The following is a 25,312-nucleotide window of genomic DNA, read 5'->3' as shown; positions in this document are numbered from 1 at the left end:
TGCACTCACTTTAGTTTAAATAACAGTATCAATTTGAATTCCATATTTATAAGGCTTTATAATTCCAGCTCTCTGTTCTAAATAAGCAATATTATTTGCAGCAATTAATGCGCTTTGCTTTGATGTATCTTCCGCTATAGACAACAGTTTAGCTATATAATCAACAGAGAATTCCGCTGGTGGAACAGCTGGAATATCACTATCATAATCAGGAAGCCATTCAAAATTATACATATCTTTTGCTTGCCCAACCACATGAACTTTATCTTCAGAAATTTTTGTCATTCTAACACCAATCTTTAATTTTCCGAATGCAGCTTTAGCATTACCATCTGTTTTAATAACAAAGTATTGTACTTTACTTTCACCAACTGACAAATCTGCACTTTTTTCTTTCACTCCATTAATAAATGAAGAATGGTTACTTATTAATTGAGAGGCACCTGTACCTAGAGGAAAATATTGCTTTTCCCCATCACCATATAATGCATGTTTGTATAAAGCTACAGCTACACTATAGTTAGGAGAGTGTTTGCCAAATATAGAAGCTAACAAATCAGACCTTTCTCCAATCTGAGTGCCTTTAATTATTGACTTAGATAAAAAATTAAGGTCATCGTATTCTTGCTTATTTATTTCATCTAATATATCTCTATCTATAGCAGCATAAGCTTCTTCTAAAGAACTTTTTACACCAGATTCATCATTCCATTTAGTGGCATAAGATGTCACTGCTGCACCAGTATTTACTGAGCCGCCAGTTACTTTATTAACCACACCACCTACTGCAGCACTCAACCATTGTGCTAATGCGGGATCATGTTTAGCTACTTTCTTTATTTCACCAATTAGCAACTCATTAGTCATAGTAGCTTTAAACCCGCTACCCGGTGCATTACCAGCCATACGTGCAGACAACTCGCCAATGATACCATGTGCTATTGACTTAGCAACTTTTCCATCCTTAGTTGTTGGTTGCCAATTATGTAGTTGTTCATATGCGTTTTTAGAGAAAAGACGAGCTAATTCTTGACGTTCTTCAATTTTCTTTTTATCGAAAATCTTATCTAGTTGATGTAATGTATTTTCGGTATTCGTATTGATGGTTTTAGTATCAATTTCTTTACCATCTACTGTGAGTATACCATCAGAAATAGCAGATTGAGAAGTGGAGCTTGCTTTCCCTTTAGAGCCTACGCCTAAATTTGGAACTAGACCGATACTGTTATAAATCTTATCATAGCCTTTTTTATCGTTGGTCTTCATCTCTTCGAGTTTCTTTTTACTGCCATAGTAGTTATAGCCAATACCATTATTGCTATATGTATACTCAGCTTCGTTTTGGATATCTTTCATCTCTAGAGATTTAGTGGTCAACTTATTCTTAACTTTCGGAGCATCACTTTTTATTACAGCACCTTCTAATGTAGTACTATTACCGACATTAATGTCATAGCCTTCTTCTCCTGCAAGGATACCTGCTTGTTGAGTTACGCTTTTCCATTTGCTATCAATTCGTCCTACACTAGCATTTATACTGCCAGTTGGATCTTTGAAAGTAGGTTTTGAGGATACAGAGAATCCAGCGGATTTACTATGTTCTTTAAAGTTATCTACATCTTGCAAACTTTGAATATGTAAATCACGACCTGTATCTACTTCTACCTTTTTACCCGCTACAGTAGAGCCAATAATATTCGTATCTCGTTTAGCCTTAAGTTGTGCTAATTTAGCAGCTTTAATTTTTGTTGGCACATAACTTTCTTGATGGGTATCTCCATTTTGTCGTGCCATATGAGCACTCGCATTAATATCGAGAAGTCCACCACCAGTCAAACTAATACTCGCGCCTGCACTCCAGCCAGAACTCTTATAGTCATTCTTCACATCTACTGTATTCTTACCAGCCTCAAGATTAATATCGCTAGCGCTAGCCAAACTAATAGATTGAGCAGATACACTTTCACCAGTAAGGGTAATACCAGTTTTCTTAGTATCACGAGCCGTTATACGAATATCGCCGTCACTAATAACAGAGCCTCCCTTATAAGTTGCGGTATCTACAGTTTGACCTTGTTTCTGTGATGTGCTTCCAATTGATACAGATAAATTAATAGCATTATCAATATTTTTTGAACCTCGTTTAGCTTTACCATCTACTTTTTCAACTTTACCAGTTACTGCATCTCGTATTTTAGCTCCATGTAAAGCACTATCTACAGCTTCATATCCATCTTGTAACTGTTTACGAGCTTCATTAAGTTCAAGTGCTGCCAAACGTTTATCATCACGGCCACCAGCTTGTTTAATAGTTCGCGTTGCATTCGTTACACTATCAGCTATAGCACCACCTAATGCTACTGTTAAACCTGACTTTTTATAGCGATCATCATGTGTCATATGTTGCGTATCAGTATTACCATCAAGGGTCACTGCAGCCCCCTCAATTGTTGTACCGGTTTTACTCAATATGTCGGCACTAGTAAGATGTACCGTATCATTAGCCGCAATGTTTACCCGGCCCTTCGTACTAGCAATAGTATTACGTACAGTTTCCTCTTCACGATTGGTATCATCTATATTTCGTTTTTCTGTACCAATAGTAAATCCGATACCACTTCCCATTAAACCTGAAGTTTTATGACGATATGTACTCGTTTCTTTCGTTACATTCTTATCTGCACCGAGTTCAACCTTACCAACTGCCGTCACTTGAACACTTTGTTCACCCATCAGTTTAGCGGATTGTCCTGTCACATCATGACTAGATTTAATTGCAATATCTTTACCACTCACAACAGAACCTGTTACAGCCGTCACTTGTGCTACACTGGTTGCATCCGTACGTTCCCGTTTAACTAAACTTTTCTTCTTGTCCTTATACACATGGTCAACGGTACTTGTTGCCGATGCAGTATCAAGTTTTACATTCTGACCTTCCACCTGTACCTTATCAGCTGCCAAAATTTCACTACCACTAAGTGCTACATCATCATTAGTAGCCACAGTTACATTCTTACCTTCCACACTGCTACCTACAGATGTCGCTTCATTCACTAAATCATGTGTTTCTGTAGTCTGAGAATGACCACCACCGGATTTTCCTTTGTCATAGCGATGTTCCTCTAATTCATGATTCGCTGTCATAGACTGCATGTTTACCTGACGTCCAGCTACTAGAGTAACATCCTTATCGGAAGTCACTTTACCACCCTGCATAGCAACATCACGACCTGCTGTAACTACAGCATCGCCTTTCGCCGTAATTTGACCTTGATCTACAGCAGTTACCGTTTCACGGCGGCTATTGGCATTATTCCATACAACCTTACTATTGCTGGCTTCATACTTAACTCCGTTATTGATAACATCACGCTCTGCCACTACGACAAGCTTTCCTTTTTCATCGGTTTGCTTAATCGTACCGCCCTCATTTATCACATCATTCTTAGCATATACAGTTGTACGTTCACGGCCTTCTATCGTGCCTTGTGTATTACGAACATCGGTATCCGCCACCACTGTTGTTGTGCGACCTTTAATCAGTCCGTTATCATTGTGTATCGTATTACCATGTACAGTTATCGCATCATCCGCCACTATGCTACCGCGATTATGCATCGTACCTACTTGCAAATTAATCGATTGAGCCTGCATATTCGCAGCCCCCTCAACACGTTGTGTGGTCGGCGCCAAATATAATGTTGGTACGAGTAAGGTTTCAGTCTTACCGTTCGGCAATACTACCGGTTGACTAACAAGCATTACCACATCTTCCGTCAATTGCTGTTGCTCCGACTCAGTTAATCCTTGTCCGAGCATCATCGATTTAGACTTCATCACGGTAAGACCTGCATCCATTAATTTACGGTACTGCTCTTCTTCTGTAAGTCCTGCCTGTAGTCTACTTCTACCTGTTTGACGTAAAATAGCCTGCATTACCAATTGTTGTTCGTAGTAACCATCACCTAATCGTTTTTGTGTACGCATAGGATTGAGTTGTAAACGATTGATGACATAATCAGAGGATAAGAAGCTTCTTCGATTGGTAAAATTTGGGTCAGTTTCCATCGCATACGTTGTATTCGGATTAGTGGATAACTGACTCATAGACGTCAATACCGACGTATCTACCGTAGCACCTGTTGTGCTGTTCGCTATATTGCTTCCATAAACAGCTACCGGTATATCTATCGGTTGTACTACATCATTATGATACTCCGCCTCACGAATATTTGTGGAATCCCATCCATGATGTTTATGGCGACTATAACCAGTAGCAGTTCCATTCTCACTAATATATTCATTTCCTTTCGGATTAAGCGCTTCATAATGGCCGATTTTACCAGCCAAAGTACCTGCTGCACTGATTTGGCTAGCATCATTAGTAACAACGTCTGCTTCAATCTGTAAGTTACCACCCGAAATAATACGCCCTGGTTTGGACGTATCCACTACTTCTTTTACTCGTGTACGATCATATTCATATTTCGTCCAGCTATCATGATGCTCTCCATTAATAGACAATTGTAAATTTTCAGAAGAGTGAACTACAACCTTATCTTGTGGAATTGGATCATCATGATCATAAATACGTTCCTCAGATAGCTGATATCGTTTGATACTGCCTGCCGGTGCCACTTCATTTTTAATATGCTCCGTAGTTCCTGTAGTAGCCCGTTTCAACGTAACACCACCATTTGTATTAGCAATGGATTTTGCAAGAATCACTCCCTGCTGACCGGCCTCGATAGTAGCCGCCACATTAGTCAACGCATCCATCTTGCCGGCTATAGCGCCGTTATAATCCATCGTCTTTCCTAGTTGTAGTACGCCTTCAGACTTCAGCACACTACCATTCGTATTTTTTATTGTATTGGTAGCCACCGCTAAATTATTACGCGCAATGAGTACTGGTGCATTTTTCGTAACAGCATTACCAGTTTGTGTAAAAGAGTCTGCCGAAATACGTGCCGAATCAGCATACAATTTAGCCTTACCGACTTGTGTAAAGCCTTTTGCACTAATGCTTATATCCGGTGCCACCACAGTGCCACTATTTTGTACCTTGCCGGTACTGTCTACAGAAATATGATTTTGTGCGGAAAGAATCCCTTTATTATTCACGCCAAAACCATCATTGGTTCCTACTAAGTACATACTATTCGCATACATACCACCGATTTGAGATACATCCAGACCTACTTGCTCTGAGTTACCGGTCTTCGTAACATTAGTTACCTTACCACCACCATCGACAGATACTGTGTTTTTACCAGTTACAACATGGCTTTCATCAGCCCATACCTTTCCGTTGAGCTGTACCGCTTCCGCCAAAATATCTGTACGTGATGTACGCGATGTATCGAGCCCTTGTCCCGATACCGTCACAGTACCTTGTTTCACATCATATCCAGAAATTTTTCCATCAGTAATAATAGGATTACCTGTTGTTAATGTAGCTGCACTGGTATTAATAAATGTCCCATTATTAACAGCAATCCCATTTGGATTAGCAATGATAACATGTGCCTTACGCCCCGCTACCTCTAAGGCACCATTCATTGCAGTCGCACCCGTTCCAGTTACTTCATTTAAAATCGTCTTAGCTGCAGCACCTCTCAAGTTAGGATTACCCATCACATAGCCAGCTAATTCTGTAGATATAGGTCTCCTTGAGTTATTTAGAATAACCCCTTTATCATCTACATTAAACATATCATATTGATTGTGAGATAATCCATTAGCATTCGGTTTATTAATATTGACAATGGGCGTCCCATTAGGGGCTTCATCCATAGTTGGACCCATTTTTCCTTGATTCGGTACAATAGATTGTGCCACTGCTAGCGGAATCCACGGTCCAGAATTTGTAGCTAATAAGGCTGCACACAATGCGGTTGCTGTATACTGTTTAATTTTCATTATTCTTTCCTTATACTCTCTCATTTAATAACACACATTTTTAATTAAAACTGATAACTGGATCTGAAAGCCCATACACTTGTATCAGTAGTAAAACCGTCCGGCTTTTTAAGTGGAGTGCCTAATGACACATCATAGCGAAATGCATCACCGATATTCCCACGAACACCGATAACCCCACCTACTAAGGTATTACCAATTCGTGTCGCTGTGGACGGCCCCCATACATGACCTATATCTATACCTATATACGGAGTTATTCGTTGTCGTCTAAATGGTAAGGCCCATTCATTTTGAATGTAGTAACCGGAGTCACCACGTAATGTTTCTTCCCCACTGAAGCCACGTACGGAATAGCGTCCACCGATACTAAATTGATCAGTTCCAAACAATCGTTGATTTGTAAACTGACTTCTAAAACGCATCGTATACACACCTTGTTTATGACCGATGCGTACACCGCTTTGCACTTCGCCCTCAAGTCCCGCCATTTTATATAACGTAGTCGGATTATCTGCCACGCCTTCCCAGCTGCGAACTGTAGCACCTAGACCTCGTATGCCTTGACGATAAAAGAGATATATATCAGACATGGTATTCCCACTATACTGACGATGGGATAATCCTAGTTCCAATGCTGTGGTATGTTGCTCTTGTACACCGATTTCTATATCATCAATGTAACTATGGCGTGTTTTATGAATCACCTTAGCAACAGCAGCGGTCTTGGAGCGACTCGTCCGATTCAAAACCTGCTCTACAGAAAACTCAATCCCCCGAGTATTCCCAGAAGAACGGAATGCTTCTGGCATAAATACCAATTGATGATAACTATATTGATACGTGGATAAGCGATACATTCGATTTCCATCAGGTACGGCATAATTTATGGCATACTGCTTTGATCCATGTCCATCACCATGATGACCAATATCCTTCGTTATACTAGCCGATAAAGTATCATTAAGCCTTGCCAACTGACTAAATGATACATACATAGTATCTTGGTATTTCCCTGTCGATTCGTAACCTGCATTGTCTAAAATCAACGACCCATGCACAAATCCTTTTTGTTCTACCGTTAGCTTCACAATAGAGTGAAGTGGCTTTGTACCTGGCTCAATACTAAGCTTTACATCTTGTCCCGGTACATTTCGCATCTGGTCTATACCTTGCTCTAATGCTTGTCTACGCAGTACATATCCGGAACGAACAGGAAACGCACTTTGCCAATTCGTGCGAGCTTTTGGATTCGTGAGAACAATATCTTCCACATAGCCCGGTAAAATTTCAAAAGTAAGTGTACCCGATTGTAAATCCTGATTCGGAACTACCACTTGACTCGTTACATATCCATCAGCAAGAATTTGCTCTTGTAATTGCTTTTGTAAAACAGCAATCCCCTCTGCCCCAATGTTGTTATGATTATATATTTTAAGTCGATTTCTATACTTCTTAAAGACCGGTTCTGATGACGTAATCACAATCTGGTCAATTGGAAATGACACTGCTTCTTGTGGTAATGCATCCATAGGTGCGCCATTTAAATTGTCATAACTTGATTCTGAACGCGACAAAGCGGCCCTTGCCATCGGTGCCTCCGCGCGTTGACGCAAAGAAGCATCGGCTCGAGCCGCTTCTTGTTGAATAAATGAGGAAGGTACATCCGCTGCCAAAGTTGTCGTTGCACACATAACGCCAACTAAGCCCACACAACCGGCAGCGATTGATACTACTTTCATAATTCTCTCTCCTATATATTACTTTCAAATAATTATTAACTTATTAGTCTGATTATATCTCTCAGAAAACATAAAATCAACATTTTATGTATATATATGTTTTATATCATAAACAGAGAGTTACTTCATATAACTCTCTTTCACTAATCAATCAAAATATACTTAATTTTAGTTATATTCAGTTTCATATTGCAATTTAAGATTATTTAAAATTATCAGTTATCACATTAAAAAGAATCATAAGCATAAAAATAACTATTATAGGTATTACAGAATAAAAATCTTTTTTTGCTTTTTTCAATAGAATAGGCATTTTCTCTAAAGTAAGTGAAGAGTCAGACTTAATGGCCAAAATTCTCAACCACAATTCTAATACCCAACTCAATATGCCTATAACAGCTAAAACATGAATTAAATTAGCACCATCATAAGGAATATTAATGAGTATAAAAACCAGACAACCTATTCCTATTTCCGTATATAACATGGATTTAGAACGTTTAACTTGTTTCTTTTCTAATACAAAATAAGGGTTCTTAATAAAATATAGACAATATATACCTAATAAAAATAATGAAAGACCAATCTTCATATATAGCTCCATTTAAAATAAAATTATAAATGCAATCTTTCTAACCAATTATTACGAGCTAACACTACAATATATCCATCATTTACCGGATCCTTTGTTACATATACTCTATATGATTGATTTTCATATACATAACGAGTCTCAGTTTGGTCAACTAAGGTCCAATTCCCACATAATGGTTTTATTAATTTTATATCTCTATGTAGTGAATCCTTCTTTATATTTATGGATACAGCTATAGATAAGAGATTTTTTCTACTCGAATCATGTACATCTCCATCGATTATATAGTGATCTCGTGGAAAAGCTGCATTTAAAGCTTGCGTCAGTTCTATTCTAGACTGTTCAACAGTATCATTAAACAAAAACCTATAGCCTAATCCACAAATTAGCCATAAACTAAAACAGCCTATAAATATATACCAAACAACAGAATAAATTGTTTTAAAATTCATCCCTAATTTTCCCTCTTACCTCATCAATATCACTAATATCAGAGTCAGTTCCATTAGTTGACTCTTTGTAATATAGTATGCCACCCATCGATTCCGAACACCTAATGAACAGATGCGTAAAAGCTCATCCAATCAATTTCATCAACGAACTTAAAATCATTTATCTCCATAAGTTAGCTCTAAAGATACCTCACCATTAGATGTTAATGTATATACTAAACCAGAGAATGGGTTTTGATTATAGAATTTAAAAGTCTCAATCATCTCTAAAACCTCATTCTTTAAATCATACATAACCTCCGAAATAATAGCCGGCTCTTCATCATTATTTTCTACATACTTTGTAATATATGAATCATACTCAGTTTTATAAACGAAAAGCTCTACAGAAGGATTATCAACATTCATATCAAAGTGTAATTTAGCACGATGCCAATTTAGAGGCGTTAACTTGTATATACTTTTGGCCACTTTATTATAATGTTTTTCAAGTTCCGATTCTAAGCTTTTATGCTTTAACTTAAACGCCTTATCAATAGCAGTATAATTTTTTGCTAATACACGAGATTCCATATCTTCCAATAATAAAATACCTCGTGGACCTTTTAGCATTTCTTTATATACATCTGGCTCAAATTCATCTTCTCTAGCTAGAACACCAAAATTCTGATATTCCCACTTATATCTATTTTGAAGCCAATAATCATCAGATACAGGGTCATTATGAAATTCACAATGGGGCTCATAATCATCGCGTGAAATATACATTGTTCCCCAAGTCCACTTCTCAATCGATACTTCGTGTAATAATCTAACATTCGTTAAAATATCATACATCCCCTGTTTTATTCGTTCGCTATTTTCATCAGAAAAATTATATATAAATTCACCATATTGAATAATAGATCCACCTGGCGTTTTTATATAATAACAACCTGATGTTGATCCTAACTCAGAACATTCAAAATACAAATAAATTTTATACCAATGCTTGGGCATTAAATCAACTAATATATCTCTTATTTTATTAATGTATATATTCATATGTACTCCTATTAATTATTTAAAATTATATTTACATAGTAATATGCTGAGTTCATTGATCCAGTTTGTGTACTAGCAAAATATAAATAAGCCTTATACCAATGTTCAGGCATACAATCAATAAGTAAATCTCTTATTTTATTAATATATCTATCCATATATCCTCACATTAATTATTAGGAATTTCATCGGAGGATCTTCTATTCCTCTTACATCATCATTAGTAATGATTCGATGTTTATCTAAATCAAGAAATATTAGTTCATAACCTAAATAATATTAGCGATTATTATTAGTATTTAACGCCATAGTCTGAGTTCATTAGCATTTTTCTAAGTTATACTAGCTCAGTTCTCCTAAAAAATAATCATAAGTATATAAACAACTTAAAAATCTTATAGAATCTATAATCCTAAATCTATAAACTCCCCTGAAACTTTAATCTGCCAAAACATCCCTTTAGTGGCTTTTAAATCAATGCCTGTTTTTAACTTGTCAAAACTCACATCATAAAATGGTAATAATACCTGTAATGATGCTAGTTTTGCTTTCATATTAATTAAATCTTTACTTAATTGCCCGGATATATTAGTATCGGCTATCTCCTGTAAATTGGAAATACATGCCTGAAAGCCTTCATTCTGAATACGTTCACGCGTATATATTTCAGACAAATAGGACTGTTTAATACAACTTAAGATTGATTCAGAAATGAATTCAGTTTTTTGTAAGACTTCATACAGCCCCAACAAAAACAACGCCCAAAATATCTCCTCTACATAATCGGTAAAGAAATAGATACCGAACTTCTTTTCATCATGTGTAGAAATTTTTAACGCTTCAGATAAAGTATTACCCTCTAACTCCCGTTCTATTAAAGCAATCCAACTACTGCATTCAATATCATCTAACGTATCATTTAATGCTGGTATAGGGATTCTACGAGCCATCCACTCATCAACATCCTCTAAACTCATCCCATCACCAATTATATTTAACAGTTTATCGGACAGATGTGCTTTTCTACACATTAATCGAATTAACATACTAAATATGTAATATTCTAGAATGGTCAAGTCAATATAATTTCGTCTATATGCCTTAACAGCACCCAATATAAAGACCATTAAAAATGTATCTAAGCTTTTTTTATTATTAAAATAGATCATATTTATACCCCTGTCCAATAATTTATTCTAGCTTAAAATCTATACGTTCATCATTAACCCGTTTTACTTAGTGAATTATAATAGTCCATTATCCATCAGCAACCCCAACAAAGTAAATATTGCAAAAAATAAGAAGATACTCAAAATAATCCTTACTACACGTCTCACTATAGGCTTAGCTGAAGTAAAAGATTCTATACTATCATGATTACCAATCAACTCAGGAATACAAATAAATGCAATTAAAAATCCTATAGCCTGAATTGTACCTTTAACCTCATAATTGATATTATATAAATTCACTAAAGAATCAAAAAACTCCATTTATCTACTAAATCTCCATATAATTAAGATAATAAATACTAAATACAATATTTACATTACCTATCTTTTTCAAAACTAACAACTCCATCAAATCAACTCGTTAAAGTACTCTCAATTTTTACTACACATTATTATGAATATAAATATAATGTATTACTACTTTTTATTAATATAGTTATCTCTTAATTGTAATAAAATAGTTCGTTCTGCTTCACCAATTTCATCAAGACTATTTAATATGGTTAGATGATTGTCATAGGTATATTTCAACATAGTAATTAAAGAGTCTCTAACCTTTTTACCAGCAATACTTTCATCAAAGTATACTTGTATATTATTTGTTTCTTTATCAATGATAATAAAACCACTAACATTAAATATTAGGATTTTAGTAGGAGTCTCTTTTATTCCTCTTACGTCATTTGTAATAATTAGATGCTTATCTAAGTCGAGAAATGTGGCTTCATAGCCTGAATGATACCACCGTTTATTATAGTATTTAGCACCACGTTCTGAGTTCATCAGCATTTTTCCAAAGTTATCTAAAGTTTCTTTTGAAAAATCTTCTAACTTAGATTTCTTATTAACAATCATCTTAGATCTTGAATAGTTAATTTTATGCTTACCAGTCTCATCACCGTAAATTTCAAATTCTAGAACATCTAACATGTGATTTCTAATATCATATCGACCGATTCCATCATAGCCTAAAAAATAATAGTAAGGCTCATCAAGATATACGGCTAAAATACGACTAGAGACGGTTTCTTTAATTGATGTATCTACTAATTCATGGGACTCATCCAGAATAACTATATCATTAGGAGAACCATCGTGATAATAATACTGATAAATAGCGGTACTAATAATTACTATAACGATCAGTATTAAAGAACAAATTTTTTTCATACCAAACTACCTAATCTATATAATCAAATATTTTTATACAAAACATCAACATTTTTCAATAACATCAAATATCATATCTAATAAATATTTATTCCACGTCTATAATTCAATTATATGTTAAACTAACGTATACCACCAACGAATATTTTGTTATATATGGCAAAAAAGCACCATCTATCGAGGGACAACTTATGTTTCGTTTAGTCCCTAAATAGATGGTGCTTTTTATTTTAGATTCCGTCGTGCCGTTAAACTACCCGCACTGCTAGCTAGTCCAGCCCGATTGATATGAGGGTTCCCATGTTTGTACGTCTTTGGCTTACTGTCTTTATCTTCTACCTTTGATTTCTCAAATTTAGTAAATAGATTGTCGAGCTCGCGCAAGAGCGCACGTTTTTGTGAGTCTTTCAACTCGAATACTTCACCTTTATAGGCGATATATTTATTTTTTAATACAGGACTGAGATCATAGATGGGCTCGTGTTGTTCTCCATTTACATCCAACAGCTCATCCAAGGTCAATCCATAATAGCGAGACAGGGCACAGAGTGTATCTAAATCTGGTTCGCGATACCCTGTTTCGTAATTTGAAAGCGCCGCATTACTGATACCTACGGCCTTTGCTACTTCGATTTGGCTTTTGCCCATGCGCACGCGAGCACGCTTTAAGTTCTTGTAAAACTGCATGTTCATCACCTGTATCGATACATAAACAACTACAAACTATAACTTCTTATAATAATGTATCACTGATTTTTTTGAAAGCTTCATCAGCAACGGCTAATGTACGTTCCACTTCACTGCTCTTATGGCAGATAGATACAAAGTTACTTTCATAAGGACTTGGCGCATAGTAGATACCATGGCTCAAGTTATGATGGAAGAACATTTTAAATTGTTCTTCGTTGCAAGATGCTGCATCATCAAAGTTCTTAACTGGTTTGTCAGTAAAGAAGATGGTGAACATAGAGCCTACTCGTTGCACAACAACAGGCACATTGTATTGTGCCGCCAATCTTTCAAAGCCTTCGCAAAGGGCAATCGTCGTATCTTCTACTTGTTTAAACACCGTTGGATCCCGTTGCAGAATGGAAAGTGTTGCCAAACCAGAAGTAACAGCAATAGGGTTACCACTCAATGTACCAGCTTGGTAAATAGGACCAGCTGGAGCAATTCGGTTCATAATCTCACGAGAGCCACCGAATACAGCAAGTGGCATGCCACCACCAACGATTTTACCAAGGCATGTAAGGTCCGGTTTAATATTGTAGCGTTTTTGAGCACCACCGCTGCTAGCGCGGAAGCCACACATAACTTCGTCAAAGATCAGTACAGCACCGTGAGCCTTAGTTACTTCTCGCAAGGTTTCGAGGAAACCTGGTACTGGAGGTACGCAGCCCATATTACCCGCTACAGGTTCAACGATGATTGCCGCAATAGTATCGCCCATATCGTCGAATAATTTACGAACTGCCTCAGAGTCATTGTATGGCAATGTTATGGTATTTTCTGCTACGCCTTGTGGAACCCCAGGGCTATCTGGTACACCAAAGGTAGCAAGGCCAGAGCCAGCTTTTACCAAAAGCGCATCACTATGACCATGGTAACAGCCCACAAATTTCACGATACGATCGCGACCAGTATAGCCACGAGCAACGCGCAAGGCACTCATGGTAGCCTCTGTACCAGAGTTTACGAGGCGGATTACCTCCATAGACGGCATGAAGGCTTGTATCTTTTTAGCCAATTCTGTTTCTAGTAGTGTAGGCGCACCGTAACTAGTACCGCGAGGAATAGCCTCTTGCAGGCTCGCGATGACTTCAGGGTTCGCATGGCCCAAAATCATAGGGCCCCAGCTCAACACATAGTCGATGTATTCGTTGTTATCGATATCATAAATGCGGCTGCCACTGGCACTGCTGATAAATGGAGGGTTAGATCCTACGCTGCGATAGGAGCGAACCGGACTGTTTACGCCGCCCGGCATATAACGTTTAGCCTCTTCAAAGGCCTTTTCAGATTTACCGAGTTGGAACATAGTTCCTCCTTATTGTTGTAACCATTTAGCAATATCTAAGGCATGGTACGTAATGATGATTTTAGCACCAGCACGCTTCATGGAAAGCATTGTTTCCATAACGAGGCGTTCTTCATCGATGAGACCAGCCGCAGCAGCAGATTTAACCATCGCATATTCACCGGATACATTGTATACTGCAACTGGCAATTCATAGCGGTCACGCGTTTCACGAACGATGTCCAAGTAGGACAAGGCCGGTTTAATCATGATAATATCTGCACCTTCAGCGATGTCGAGTTCGATTTCTCTGAAAGCTTCTAAACGATTAGCCGGGTCCATTTGATAAGATTTGCGGTCACCAAATTTTGGCGCAGAATTAACAGCTCCGCGGAACGGACCATAGTAAGCAGATGCATATTTTGCTGCATAACTCATGATGGATACATTGGTATAACCTGCCGCATCAAGGGCTTCACGGATGGCACCTACACGGCCGTCCATCATGTCGGATGGAGCCACCATATGTGCACCTGCTTCCGCTTGGCTTACCGCAACTTTACAAAGCAAAGGTAATGTTTCATCGTTCAAGATTTCATGGTCATCAATCATGCCACAATGCCCTGTCGTAGTATATTGGCATAAGCACACATCAGCTACGACCAATAGGTTTGGCACCGCTGCACGGATGGCTTTGATGGCTTGTTGAACTGGTTGAGACATGTCCCACGCAGAGGAACCTTGCTCATCCTTGTATGTAGGAATACCAAAGATTTCTACACCGCGCACACCAAGATCATACGCCTCTTGCGCTACTTTCACAGCCTCATCAACAGACAAGTGATATTGACCTGGCAATGTGTCGATTTCTTTTTTGATACCTTCACCAGGCACAATAAATAATGGATAAATCAAATCAGTTACGTCGAGTGTCGTTTCGCGTACCAAATCTCGCATTTCTGGATTGATACGCAAGCGGCGAGGACGGTATGTTAAATCGTACATGTAATCCTCCTAAATATCTTTTACAATAGCGTTTACTAAGCCATCAGTTGTATATACATCACTAATGATAGCCGGTTTAAGACCTGCACTCATAGCCGTAGCAGCCGTAATTGGACCGATGCAAGCCACTTTAGTATTGCCTAATAGCTCTAGTGCATTGTCGCCCAATAATTGGATTGTATTTGTTACAGTAGAAGAACTTGTAAAGGTAATATAATCTACTGTGCCTTCTGTTAACGCTGTTACTAATGCTTCTTGTTGAGATGTATCTTGTGTCGTTTCATACAAACGCAAGATATCTACATTCATATTGCGGTGACGCAAGCAACGTGGAATCACATCGCGTGCAACCTTTGGTTGAATCAATAATACGGAATCCCCTGCATTGAGTTCTTCTTCAAGAGCCTCTACAGCAGATTCAGCCTTGTAATCTACAGGAATGATATCCGGTACGATGCCATATTTTTGAAGTTCACGAGCCGTAGCACAGCCGATAGCCGCCACTTTAGAGTTGCCTAAAGCACGTGTATCTTTGCCTTCTTTATATAGAGCATCGAAGAAGTAGCGAACCCCTTCACCAGATGTGAATACGATGCATTGGTATTGTTTTGTATTATTGATGATACGTTTATCTTCCTCAAACAATTCCAATGGAGATGTTTTGATTGCCGCTGCTTCCACTACATTTGCGCCTTGAGCCGCTAATTTTTCGCGGAATGCACTTGCTTGGGAGCGAGCGCGTGTGACCACAACAGTTTTCCCGAATAAAGGTTTATTATCGAACCATTGTAGTTTTTCACGAAGGTTGACTACATCACCTACTACGATGATAGCTGGTGCTTTCAATTGAGCCTTTGCTACATCTTCAACGACATGTTCAAGGGTAGAAACTAATACCTCTTGTACTGTTTTTGTTCCCCACCGAACAAGCGCTACTGGTGTAGAGGCTGCTCGCCCATGAGCCATCAATTTTTCCGCAATGACAGGCAAGTTACCGACACCCATTACAAAGCAAAGTGTATCTACCGCCGTAGCAAGGCCTTCCCAATGGATGCCAGATACTGCTTTTGTAGGATCCTCATGACCTGTTACCACCGCAAAGGATGTGGCCATAGCGCGTTGTGTTACAGGAATCCCTGCATAGGCAGGCGCTGCGATAGGCGATGTTACACCTGGCACGAACTCAAATGGCACACCGGCTTCGCCAAGAGCCATCGCTTCTTCACCACCACGACCAAATACGAGCGGATCACCGCCTTTTAATCGTGCTACGATTTTACCTTCTTTACCTTTTTGGACTAATAGCTCATTGATTTCCCATTGATGCATTGTGTGATCTTTACATTGCTTACCAGCGTAAATCAGTTCAGCATCTGGACGTGCCCATTCTAACAGATGGGCATCCGCTAAATAGTCATATACAATTACATCTGCTTTTTCGATGCATTCACGGCCTTTTACAGTGATGAGTTTAACATCGCCAGGGCCCGCACCAATTAGATATACCATACCTGTCATTTTATGATTCCTTCCTCTATGAGAGCATCCACAATACGTTTGCCACCTTCTTCATATAAGGCTTTTGCAAGATTTTTGCCAAGGATCTCGCCCTTTTTAGCAGGACCAGAAATTTCCCCTTCGTACACAGTTTTTCCATCGAGGGATGCAATCATAGCCTTTAAAGTCAATTGACCTTTATTGATGGTGCCATGTACGCCCATTGGCACTTGACAACCACCGTTTAGTTGACGCAAGAAACTGCGTTCCCCTTCAACGGCATAGCGCGTTGCTTCATCGTTGATAGGAGCCAACATATCAAGCATTTCCGCATCGTCGGCGCGACACTCGATAGCGAGCGCCCCTTGACCTACAGCAGGAATCATTTCATCAGCCTTGAAGACTTGTGTAATTTGGTCTTCTAAACCTAATCGTTTAAGCCCTGCTTGAGCCAAGATAACACCATCTAGCTTTTCCGTTTCAATCTTGCTCAAACGAGTCTGTACATTACCGCGAATAACCTCTACCTTTAGGTCAGGGCGAACGTGTAGCAATTGAGCTTGACGGCGCAAGCTACTGGTACCAACACGAGCCCCTTGTGGCAATTTATCTAGTGTTTTATACACAGGGCTCACCAGCGCATCATAAGGCACTTCACGAGCAGAAATAGCCCCAAGAGTGAGGCCTTCTGGCAACTCTGTAGGCATGTCCTTTAAGCTATGTACGGCAATATCGATATCGCCTTTATGCATAGCCGCTTCTAATTCAGCGGTAAATAAACCTTTACCACCAACTTGAGCCAGTGGTTTCTCTAGGATACGGTCACCCTTTGTATTAAAGTGAACTAGCTCTACCGTAATATTGGGGTACAGACGTTGTAATTCTGCACTAATATGTTCAGCCTGCCACAGGGCAAGGGCACTTCTTCGCGTGCCGATTCGAATATGATCTCTCATGGCATTAGCCTTCTTTCTCAAGATTAAACATATCTTTGAATAAATCCCAGTACAAGCCTTCTTCCTCTGTACCAGCGATTTCGTTGAAGTGAATCATCGGTTCACGCAACATTTTGCGAATAATCATGCGACTCATAGAGTCCATAATGCGGCGTTCCTTATCGGAAATATCTGGCAATTTAGCTAATGCGCGATGTAATTCACGACGGCGAATACGCTCAGCCTTTTCCGTGAGCAATGCCATCATAGGACGCACTGTTAAATAGCTCAACTTATCCAATAACTCTTCAATAGCATCATGAATAATAGGCTCCGCACGACGAGCTTCTTCTTCGCGCTGCGCCTTATTTTCTTCTACTACACTTTCAAGAGAGTCAATATTAAATAGGTAAATACCATCCAAATCTGCCACCGCAGGATCGATATCACGAGGTACCGCTATATCGATCATAACGATTGGTTCACCCTTGCGAAGAGTCGTAATTTTCTTCGCTTCTTTTTCAGTAATAATATAATGCGGTGCCCCTGTAGATGTGATAAGAATATCCGCATCTTTAGCATACTCTACAAAGTTATCGAGCTTAACAGCTTTACCATTAAAGCGTTCCGCTAACATTTCAGCCTTAGCAAAGGTTCTATTAGATACGAAAATCGTTTTTACACCCTTCGCTTGTAAATGAGTAGCTGTCAATTCACTCATCGTACCAGCACCCAAAATAAGTACTGTAGCTTCGGATAATGGCTTATCTAAACTGTCCTCCGCAAGATTGACCGCCGTGTAACTAACAGATACAGGCGTATTAGCAATGCCCGTATTAGTACGTACCTTTTTACCAACGCTAATAGCCCGTTGGAATAAAATATTAAAAATTGTTCCCGTACAGCCTGCGCTATAAGCCTGAATATAAGCCCCTTTTAATTGGCTCAAGATTTGGCCTTCCCCTAACACAAGGGAATCAAGACTAGCAGAAACGCGGAATAGATGCTCAATACAATCTCGTTCTTCGTAGAAGAAGAATGCATCTGCATCGATATGATCTGCTCCTTTTAAATCTTTTAACACTGCCAACATGTAATCCTTCGGGAATTCTACACCTTCTAAAGCAGCATAAATTTCCGTTCTATTACAGGTGGATAATATAACGCATTCTGAGATACAGTCAAATTCATAGAGGCGATTTAGTGCGGCAACTACCTCGTCTTTATCAAACGAGAAACGTTCACGCACCTCTACAGCGGCACTTCTATGATTTAGACCTAATACCACTAATTGCATAGTTTAGTTTCTCCTCTATAATCATCCACTCTCCCTTGAGAATGGCTTCAAATGTTTCTACCGTCAGATTGTCTCGCCAAAATTTCTGTCGAGCCTCTGGAGTAGGAAGTAGTAACTTTACTTCTTCTCTAAATATTTTAAGTCTAGGCATAGCCTTTTGCAACTGACCATAACGATTCATCATATCTTGTCGTACGAGACGATTGATACGAGGTCCTACATTATTGGCACTAATAGCAATATGAAGATCGCCGAGTTCAAGGGATGACGGCACAGTAAAGCTACACGCGCTCGGATCATCACTGCGGTTGGTCCACACGCGATGTTTTTTTCCTAGCTCATACAAGGTATCGTTTAGTTCATGATTATCGGTGCAGATAAACAGCAAACTACTCGAAATAATATGCTCTTCGTCGTCCATTGTGAAAGCCCGATCACACCAAGTGATGCGATTTCCCTTTGCCCATTGGCTAATCGTATCCGTCACAGTTGGAGCAATAACGACAATTTGGCAAGGCTCCTCAATAAAAAGCTGCATCCGTCGTTCCGCTACTTCTCCGCCGCCTACGAATAGGATTATATCTTCAGTTGTAGGTTGAAATGTTATGGATACCATGGCTGTCCTACTATATACAAAAAAATCGGCTTGATGGTCAAGCCGATTTTCAACTGCCTACATAAATCGTTTCAGATATACGCCGATACGCCCTTTACGAGAGGTACCTGTAATAGCTTCTACCTTCATTCGGCCACGACCACGCATGGAAATGACATCCCCTTCTTTAACCTCTTGGGATGCCCCCTTAGCTGGTTGCCAGTTTACTTGTAATAAGCCCGCATTGATAGCACTCACCAATTTAGTGCGAGATACACTAAAGCCAGAGCTTGCTACCGCATCTAAGCGCAAGGAAGCGACTGTAGTACGGACTTCTTTAATTTTTTCTTCTTTTGGTGCAATATCTGATAACTCAATAGTCTCTACAGATACAGAAACCATAGCAATTTTCGTAAAGTTTTGAATTACGAAATCAGCCACGCTTTCATCCACCATAATCTGAGCGCCCCCTTGCTGGACGATAACGTCCCCAAATTTGGAGCGATCAATGCCAAGGCCCATCAAGGAGCCTAGCACATCGCGGTGAGTGAGCAATCGGAACCGAGGGTCCCAATTCACCTTAAGAGCGCGAATACCCATATCCACAGTACCGTTAAAATCGCTGTCTACAAAAGCGATACGAATACGTTCCGCCCCTTCATAGCCACCGTCAGTTTTAACTGTTAACTGTGGGTAATTAGCCTTGATAGCATCTGCAATAACAAGGCCTGCAGGACTCGTAAAATCCGCCACACGGTATGGGCGACCTTTTACGACCTGCTCAGCCAAATCTAGCATGCGACGAGCTTCCTCGCCACTGCCACTGGCCTCGAAATATCGTATTAATTTACTAGTATCTGCCAAAATTATTTCCCCAACTCATTCGACCGAGCAAGACATGCTACTACGCCATCTTGGAGAGAACTGCGAAGTCCACCTTTTTCCATGGCACCAATACCCGCAATGGTGGTGCCACCAGGGCTTGTCACTTGATCTCGTAGTACCGCTGGATGATTGCCACTTTCAAGAGCCATCTTACCTGCACCGTACATCGTTTGAGCCGCTGCCTTTATAGCCAACTGACGTGGCAAACCAATGCGAACGCCCGCATCAGCCAATGCATCAAGGATGACAAACATATAGCCAGGGCCCGCACCAGATAGTGCGCCTAAGCGATCTAAATCGGCTTCGCTCACCACTGCTACCTCGCCTACAGCCTCAAATAAGGCTTGTACAGCACGACCTAAGTCAGTATTCACATCATCCCCGGCAAGTGCCGTCATGCCCGCACCGATAGAAGCCGGTGTATTTGGCATAGCTCTAAACCAGTTAGCTTGTGGAATAGCCGCATCAAGAGTATCTAAGGTGACACCTGCGGCAACAGAAATCATAACAGTCCCATAAGGTACTTCTTTTAAAGTCTCTAACACAGATGGTAACACTTGTGGTTTCACAGCCAATAGAATAGTGTTGTACTCGTTTACATTAGGCAATGTAGTAAAACCTACTACACCAAGCTCCTCTGCAAGAGCCTTACATTGTTCTTCGCGACGCACTAGAATGTGTGTATCACAGGCTTTCAACACACCATGCTGTAATGCACCGCGCAATAGAGCGCCCCCCATTGAGCCAACGCCTATACATAGGGTTTTACCTAACATAGTTATCACCACCATTTATAGAGAGATTATTTGTTTTCCCAAGAATATTCGTTTTGCTCAGTTGTGTTGCTTTCATTGTCATTATAATCAATGGAAATATTTACAGGTACACACATGAAAATGTCTTTACCTACTTTTTCCAATTTGCCATCCAATGCATAGGTCGCACCAGATACGAAATCTACAATACGAGCTGCTTCATGAGGGTCTGTATTTTCAAAATTAATCAATACAGGACGCATGTCGCGCAATTGATGTGTAATATTTTCAGAATCTTCAAATACTTTTGGTTCAATTACAACTACTTTCATAGCTGTTGGACGTTGTGTCATCGTAGATTGGCCTCCTACCTTGCGTGGATGAAATTCAGATGCGCCGGACACGGGAGCCGCTGTTGCTACTGGGGTAGGTTCAGCTTCGTATTCCTCTTCATCTTCGTATTCGTAATCATCATATTCATAGTCATCATCAGTTCTGCCTAAGAATAAGTTTTTTGCTTTGTCTAAATAATCTCCCAATGCCATTTGGATTTCCTCCTAATACAATTAACGCTTCCGATTATCAGGTAACCCGAACCTTAATAATATACACGTTCCCCAAAAATTGCTGTGCCTACACGAACGATGTTAGCCCCTTCTTCCAAAGCGACCTCAAAGTCATGAGTCATCCCCATAGATAAATATTGAATCTGCCCTTCTTCAAAGTAGCGTTTCATATCCTCAAACAAGGCATTCGCTACGCGAAAGATTGGACGAGCTTCCTGTGGATCATCGAAAAATGGCGCCATACACATCAAGCCCCTTACGCGTACATGAGGCAATGTTTTTGCATAATCTCGTATTTCTGGAAACTCTTCGACGGTCATTCCCGTTTTAGAAGCTTCGCGGGCCACATTGACTTGCAGTAATACATCTTGTATTTTATCGTGCTTTGCAGCAACCTTTTCGATTTCATCTAATAATTTACGGCTATCCACAGAATGAATTAAATCAAACATAGGAACCGCTTGGCGCACCTTATTGACCTGTAAATGACCAATCAAATGCCATGTTAATTGTGGCCCCTTATAGGTTAGCTGTTTTTCTTTGGCCTCTTGTACTCGATTTTCTCCTACATGAGTGACACCGAGCCGTGCGACCTCTTCCACAGCCGACACAGGGTGGTTCTTTGTAACCGCCACTAATAATGCTGTATCTACGCGACCAACACGCGCCATAGCATCGGCCATGCGCTGCTGTATAGCGTGTAGGGATTCTTCAATCACGTGAATGCCCCCTTCAATCTATATATCATAATCATCAAATATATTTGTATAGACTATTCTATTATATAGTATTTAGGGTCAAATGTACATGATTTAGGGCTTATTCCCTCCACAAATCAAAGCATGTATATACTTAAAATATCATACTTTATTATGATTCCTGTGAAAGTCAAATTTTATCGGTCTTGTAACATCGCAAATAAGGCCATCCGACCTGTTAGGCCTGCCTCTCGACGATAAGAATAACAGTCTATTTCACTTACACTATCGGTACCACCAATTGTGATGTTCTCTGGAGGAACGCCATTTACAACGAGATCCTCACCAATAAAGTTCCATAAATTGATATAAGCCTTGTCTAATTTATCACCAGGATAATTGACAACATCAGATGAATCTCTGTCTGTCATATCTCTCCAGGCTAATTCAAAGCGTTTACCTAGTTCTATATCTACTTCAAAGGACTCTGGTCCAATACTAGGCCCAAGATATATATAGCAATCTTTGAACTCGGTCCCATAAGCCTCTTTCATGGCCTCAATAGTAAGTACTGGTAAGCGGCCAATGGCACCACGCCAACCTGCATGTGCCGTTGCAATCGCATGATGTTTGGCATCGTAAATGCCTACGCCAACGCAATCTGCAGTGAACAGAAATAATGGCACATGAGGTAGATTTGTAAATACCGCATCACAATCATCGATGGCCGTATCTTCTGCAAAAGCACCGGCCCCAATAAGGTCTTCTGTGATTTCTACAGCCTTTAAACCATGGACTTGATTGCCACAAGAAATACGGTTTGGTTCAACACCTAAATATTTCGCAACAATAGCTCGATTTTCTCGTACTTTCTGAGCTTCATCCCCTACATGAAAGGCTAGATTTAGTGACTCATAAGGGGCACTAGATACACCTCCATGACGATAGGTATCTCCCATACTAATAGGGAATTGATCAGCCCAACTCGGGGCCTCATAAGACCACGTTCCATGGGGACCTTTCACATCTATACGCTTTACCGATTGATTCATCAATTTCTCCTATTTACAAACACCGCATCGTTTACACCCTTGTGTGCATGGCGGTGTATAGGCTTCATCGATGGATCGTTTCCATTCCATTTCGAGATAGCCCTCGTCCATTCCCATGTCTAAATGGCTCCACGGCAAGAATTCATCAAAACTGCGTTCCCGATAATTCATATCGTCCATATCAAGGCCTGCCGCCTTCATTTCGGACTTAAAAGATTTACTGCCCCGATCGGCTGCACACGCTGCAATAACAGCACCTAAACGACGATCTCCACGAGCAAGAACCCCTTGAATATATGCCTCTTTAGGGGACTCTACAAGAACCTCAATGCGGCGATTCTTTTGCAATGCTTTCTTTATATATTGTAATTTTTTCTCCACCGTTTTTTGATTATCCATGGCCATCCATTGAAATGGTGTAAAAGGCTTAGGAATAAACGGATTAATACTGAGCGTCAAACGACCTTTACAGCCTACCTCAGCCATATGAGCCTGTGTTCTCTCCGCAAGACCTACAATAGCCTCAATATCTTCATCGGTTTCCGTAGGTAGCCCAATCATTATATATAAGCGCATATGCTGAATACCTGACTTTGCAGATAAGGTGGCTGCATTTTGTAAATGCTCTTCACTGATACCCTTGTTAATGACACGACGCAACCGTTCACTACCCGTTTCTGGTGCAATGGTAATCGTCTTTTGTCCACTATCCGCTAGTCCATCCACCACGGCTTGTGTTAACGAGTCAGCACGCAAGGATGCACAAGAGTAACGCATATCTTTAGAGCGAATATAATTAACTAGTTCGTCTACCTCAGGATAATCTGAAATAGCGGCACCCATGAGGCCCACCTTTTTACCTAGCTTTTCTGCGCGCTCTACGCCTTCTTTCAAAATGTCTAAAGGACGTACACGAGGTACGCGGAAACAATACCCAGCCATACAAAAGCGACAGTGACGACCACAACCACGGGCTACTTCGATGATATACATAGCGCCAAATTCAGTATAATTCGTAGCCACTACCGTTTCACCACCGCTAGTAAGCATTTCAAAGTGACGTTTAATCCTCTTAGGTACGCCCTCTGTAATATCATAGCCTTTGAATTTACCGTCCTCGCTATAGATAGGCACATACAAGGATGGTACATATACGCCCGATATATCCGCTAACTGACGTAAAATAGCATGGCGATCTAGACCCTCCATTTTCCCATCTCGAATGATATCTAGGACGCGACTAACGATGCCTTCCCCTTCACCGATGATAAAAGCATCGATAAAGTCGGCAAAAGGCTCAGGGTTAAAGGTCGCACAAGGGCCCCCTGCAATAACGATAGGGTCAAATTCGGTACGGTCTTTTCCCATAATAGGTACACGGCCATGGCGCAACATCAAAGGAATATGGAAATAATCCATTTCGAAGGTGACATCAAAAGCAACTACATCAAATTGATGCATAGGCCTTTGTGTTTCAACGCTCATAAGCGGAGTCTTAGTCTTATCGTAAGCTTCTAATTCCTTTTTCTCAGGCAAGAAGATTCGTTCGCAGACGCTATCATTTCGTAAATTGATTTCCTCATAAATGATATGAAGTCCAAGATTACTCATGCCCACAAAGTATGTATTCGGATAAACAATAGCTACTTTTTGCCCTGCATGAGGATTTACTGTTACCCGACTGTCTTCATCTTTATATAATTCTTGTAATCGATCTATTAAATCTTTACGATTCACTAATTTCCTTTCTATATAAGCCCACTACGAATAGTGGGCTTAATAACATTATATATATTATTTATATATTTATAAGACTACGAAATACGTATCTCGCCTATACTATAAGAGCA

22 protein-coding genes are annotated in these 25,312 nt (G+C 39.9%); all 22 read right to left on the bottom strand.

Translation table 11 applies throughout. The features are described from left to right. Positions 1-15 precede the first annotated feature (15 nt). On the bottom strand, positions 16-5,925 hold the full coding sequence (locus HMPREF0873_RS06415; RefSeq protein ID WP_038125712.1) for a hemagglutinin repeat-containing protein: 5,910 nt from the start codon (positions 5,923-5,925) through the stop codon (positions 16-18). 44 nt (positions 5,926-5,969) lie between these two features. Then, positions 5,970-7,667 (bottom strand): ShlB/FhaC/HecB family hemolysin secretion/activation protein, encoded by a 1,698-nt coding sequence (locus HMPREF0873_RS06410; protein WP_008715007.1) that lies wholly within the window; start codon positions 7,665-7,667, stop codon positions 5,970-5,972. 202 nt (positions 7,668-7,869) lie between these two features. Then, positions 7,870-8,259 carry a hypothetical protein gene (locus HMPREF0873_RS06405; RefSeq protein WP_038125711.1) on the bottom strand — a complete coding sequence of 130 codons (390 nt, stop codon included), beginning with the start codon at positions 8,257-8,259 and terminating at the stop codon, positions 7,870-7,872. A 23-nt stretch (positions 8,260-8,282) separates the two neighbouring features. Next, positions 8,283-8,714 (bottom strand): hypothetical protein, encoded by a 432-nt coding sequence (locus HMPREF0873_RS06400; protein WP_008715000.1) that lies wholly within the window; start codon positions 8,712-8,714, stop codon positions 8,283-8,285. 156 nt (positions 8,715-8,870) lie between these two features. After that, positions 8,871-9,758 carry an immunity protein YezG family protein gene (locus HMPREF0873_RS06395; protein WP_008714999.1) on the bottom strand — a complete coding sequence of 296 codons (888 nt, stop codon included), beginning with the start codon at positions 9,756-9,758 and terminating at the stop codon, positions 8,871-8,873. An 11-nt stretch (positions 9,759-9,769) separates the two neighbouring features. Beyond that, a complete protein-coding gene (locus HMPREF0873_RS10070; RefSeq protein WP_255324394.1) occupies positions 9,770-9,916 on the bottom strand; it encodes an immunity protein YezG family protein in 147 nt (48 codons plus the stop codon). A 246-nt stretch (positions 9,917-10,162) separates the two neighbouring features. Beyond that, on the bottom strand, positions 10,163-10,927 hold the full coding sequence (locus HMPREF0873_RS06390; protein ID WP_008714998.1) for a DUF3969 family protein: 765 nt from the start codon (positions 10,925-10,927) through the stop codon (positions 10,163-10,165). 75 nt (positions 10,928-11,002) lie between these two features. After that, positions 11,003-11,251, bottom strand: a complete 249-nt coding sequence (locus tag HMPREF0873_RS06385) for a hypothetical protein (RefSeq protein ID WP_008714997.1) — start codon at positions 11,249-11,251, stop codon at positions 11,003-11,005. Between the two features lie 156 nt (positions 11,252-11,407). Then, positions 11,408-12,160: a hypothetical protein gene (locus HMPREF0873_RS06380; RefSeq protein WP_008714995.1), complete on the bottom strand. Its 753-nt coding sequence runs from the start codon at positions 12,158-12,160 to the stop codon at positions 11,408-11,410. Positions 12,161-12,385: 225 nt separating this feature from the next. Further along, positions 12,386-12,847 (bottom strand): helix-turn-helix domain-containing protein, encoded by a 462-nt coding sequence (locus tag HMPREF0873_RS06375; protein WP_008714993.1) that lies wholly within the window; start codon positions 12,845-12,847, stop codon positions 12,386-12,388. 46 nt (positions 12,848-12,893) lie between these two features. Continuing rightward, positions 12,894-14,198: a glutamate-1-semialdehyde 2,1-aminomutase gene (gene hemL, locus HMPREF0873_RS06370; RefSeq protein WP_008714991.1), complete on the bottom strand. Its 1,305-nt coding sequence runs from the start codon at positions 14,196-14,198 to the stop codon at positions 12,894-12,896. Between the two features lie 9 nt (positions 14,199-14,207). Beyond that, the gene (gene hemB / locus HMPREF0873_RS06365) at positions 14,208-15,182 is read right to left on the bottom strand and encodes a porphobilinogen synthase (RefSeq protein WP_008714989.1); all 975 of its coding nucleotides are present in this window, start codon (positions 15,180-15,182) and stop codon (positions 14,208-14,210) included. 9 nt (positions 15,183-15,191) lie between these two features. After that, positions 15,192-16,700 carry a uroporphyrinogen-III C-methyltransferase gene (cobA, locus tag HMPREF0873_RS06360; protein ID WP_038125710.1) on the bottom strand — a complete coding sequence of 503 codons (1,509 nt, stop codon included), beginning with the start codon at positions 16,698-16,700 and terminating at the stop codon, positions 15,192-15,194. Then, the gene (gene hemC, locus HMPREF0873_RS06355) at positions 16,697-17,635 is read right to left on the bottom strand and encodes a hydroxymethylbilane synthase (protein ID WP_038125709.1); all 939 of its coding nucleotides are present in this window, start codon (positions 17,633-17,635) and stop codon (positions 16,697-16,699) included. Before hemC ends, cobA begins: the two co-directional genes overlap by 4 nt. A 4-nt stretch (positions 17,636-17,639) precedes the next feature. Continuing rightward, positions 17,640-18,911 carry a glutamyl-tRNA reductase gene (gene hemA, locus HMPREF0873_RS06350; protein WP_008714987.1) on the bottom strand — a complete coding sequence of 424 codons (1,272 nt, stop codon included), beginning with the start codon at positions 18,909-18,911 and terminating at the stop codon, positions 17,640-17,642. Then, positions 18,880-19,527 (bottom strand): bifunctional precorrin-2 dehydrogenase/sirohydrochlorin ferrochelatase, encoded by a 648-nt coding sequence (locus HMPREF0873_RS06345; protein ID WP_008714985.1) that lies wholly within the window; start codon positions 19,525-19,527, stop codon positions 18,880-18,882. Before HMPREF0873_RS06345 ends, hemA begins: the two co-directional genes overlap by 32 nt. A 57-nt stretch (positions 19,528-19,584) precedes the next feature. Further along, complete coding sequence (locus HMPREF0873_RS06340; RefSeq protein ID WP_008714983.1) at positions 19,585-20,370, bottom strand: RNA-binding protein; 786 nt, start codon at positions 20,368-20,370, stop codon at positions 19,585-19,587. Between the two features lie 2 nt (positions 20,371-20,372). Then, positions 20,373-21,167, bottom strand: coding sequence for a pyrroline-5-carboxylate reductase (gene proC, locus HMPREF0873_RS06335; RefSeq protein WP_038125708.1), 795 nt, complete (start codon positions 21,165-21,167; stop codon positions 20,373-20,375). Positions 21,168-21,193: 26 nt separating this feature from the next. Then, positions 21,194-21,691, bottom strand: a complete 498-nt coding sequence (locus HMPREF0873_RS06330; RefSeq protein ID WP_004695224.1) for a cell division protein SepF — start codon at positions 21,689-21,691, stop codon at positions 21,194-21,196. 53 nt (positions 21,692-21,744) lie between these two features. Then, the gene (locus tag HMPREF0873_RS06325; protein ID WP_004695221.1) at positions 21,745-22,431 is read right to left on the bottom strand and encodes a YggS family pyridoxal phosphate-dependent enzyme; all 687 of its coding nucleotides are present in this window, start codon (positions 22,429-22,431) and stop codon (positions 21,745-21,747) included. Between the two features lie 176 nt (positions 22,432-22,607). Next, positions 22,608-23,462: a polyphenol oxidase family protein gene (locus HMPREF0873_RS06320; RefSeq protein ID WP_038125706.1), complete on the bottom strand. Its 855-nt coding sequence runs from the start codon at positions 23,460-23,462 to the stop codon at positions 22,608-22,610. 9 nt (positions 23,463-23,471) lie between these two features. After that, positions 23,472-25,199 (bottom strand): TIGR03960 family B12-binding radical SAM protein, encoded by a 1,728-nt coding sequence (locus HMPREF0873_RS06315; protein ID WP_008714977.1) that lies wholly within the window; start codon positions 25,197-25,199, stop codon positions 23,472-23,474. Positions 25,200-25,312 lie beyond the last annotated feature (113 nt).

This window comes from Veillonella sp. 3_1_44, assembly GCF_000163715.1.
Lineage (GTDB): Bacteria > Bacillota > Negativicutes > Veillonellales > Veillonellaceae > Veillonella > Veillonella parvula_A.
Note: the sequence above shows the minus strand (reverse complement) of the source record. Positions and strands in the feature narration are given on the sequence as shown.

What these genes read in the sequence shown, in the direction of transcription:
- HMPREF0873_RS06345 (WP_008714985.1), bottom strand. Translation starts at nt 19,527, where the DNA reads ATGGTATCCATAACATTTCAACCTACAACTGAAGATATAATCCTATTC.
- HMPREF0873_RS06385 (WP_008714997.1), bottom strand. Translation starts at nt 11,251, where the DNA reads ATGGAGTTTTTTGATTCTTTAGTGAATTTATATAATATCAATTATGAG.
- HMPREF0873_RS10070 (WP_255324394.1), bottom strand. Translation starts at nt 9,916, where the DNA reads ATGGATAGATATATTAATAAAATAAGAGATTTACTTATTGATTGTATG.
- HMPREF0873_RS06400 (WP_008715000.1), bottom strand. Translation starts at nt 8,714, where the DNA reads ATGAATTTTAAAACAATTTATTCTGTTGTTTGGTATATATTTATAGGC.
- HMPREF0873_RS06380 (WP_008714995.1), bottom strand. Translation starts at nt 12,160, where the DNA reads ATGAAAAAAATTTGTTCTTTAATACTGATCGTTATAGTAATTATTAGT.
- HMPREF0873_RS06395 (WP_008714999.1), bottom strand. Translation starts at nt 9,758, where the DNA reads ATGAATATATACATTAATAAAATAAGAGATATATTAGTTGATTTAATG.
- HMPREF0873_RS06405 (WP_038125711.1), bottom strand. Translation starts at nt 8,259, where the DNA reads ATGAAGATTGGTCTTTCATTATTTTTATTAGGTATATATTGTCTATAT.
- HMPREF0873_RS06375 (WP_008714993.1), bottom strand. Translation starts at nt 12,847, where the DNA reads ATGCAGTTTTACAAGAACTTAAAGCGTGCTCGCGTGCGCATGGGCAAA.
- HMPREF0873_RS06415 (WP_038125712.1), bottom strand. Translation starts at nt 5,925, where the DNA reads ATGAAAATTAAACAGTATACAGCAACCGCATTGTGTGCAGCCTTATTA.
- HMPREF0873_RS06330 (WP_004695224.1), bottom strand. Translation starts at nt 21,691, where the DNA reads ATGGCATTGGGAGATTATTTAGACAAAGCAAAAAACTTATTCTTAGGC.
- proC (WP_038125708.1), bottom strand. Translation starts at nt 21,167, where the DNA reads ATGTTAGGTAAAACCCTATGTATAGGCGTTGGCTCAATGGGGGGCGCT.
- hemC (WP_038125709.1), bottom strand. Translation starts at nt 17,635, where the DNA reads ATGAGAGATCATATTCGAATCGGCACGCGAAGAAGTGCCCTTGCCCTG.
- hemA (WP_008714987.1), bottom strand. Translation starts at nt 18,911, where the DNA reads ATGCAATTAGTGGTATTAGGTCTAAATCATAGAAGTGCCGCTGTAGAG.
- HMPREF0873_RS06410 (WP_008715007.1), bottom strand. Translation starts at nt 7,667, where the DNA reads ATGAAAGTAGTATCAATCGCTGCCGGTTGTGTGGGCTTAGTTGGCGTT.
- hemL (WP_008714991.1), bottom strand. Translation starts at nt 14,198, where the DNA reads ATGTTCCAACTCGGTAAATCTGAAAAGGCCTTTGAAGAGGCTAAACGT.
- HMPREF0873_RS06390 (WP_008714998.1), bottom strand. Translation starts at nt 10,927, where the DNA reads ATGATCTATTTTAATAATAAAAAAAGCTTAGATACATTTTTAATGGTC.
- cobA (WP_038125710.1), bottom strand. Translation starts at nt 16,700, where the DNA reads ATGACAGGTATGGTATATCTAATTGGTGCGGGCCCTGGCGATGTTAAA.
- HMPREF0873_RS06320 (WP_038125706.1), bottom strand. Translation starts at nt 23,462, where the DNA reads ATGAATCAATCGGTAAAGCGTATAGATGTGAAAGGTCCCCATGGAACG.
- hemB (WP_008714989.1), bottom strand. Translation starts at nt 15,182, where the DNA reads ATGTACGATTTAACATACCGTCCTCGCCGCTTGCGTATCAATCCAGAA.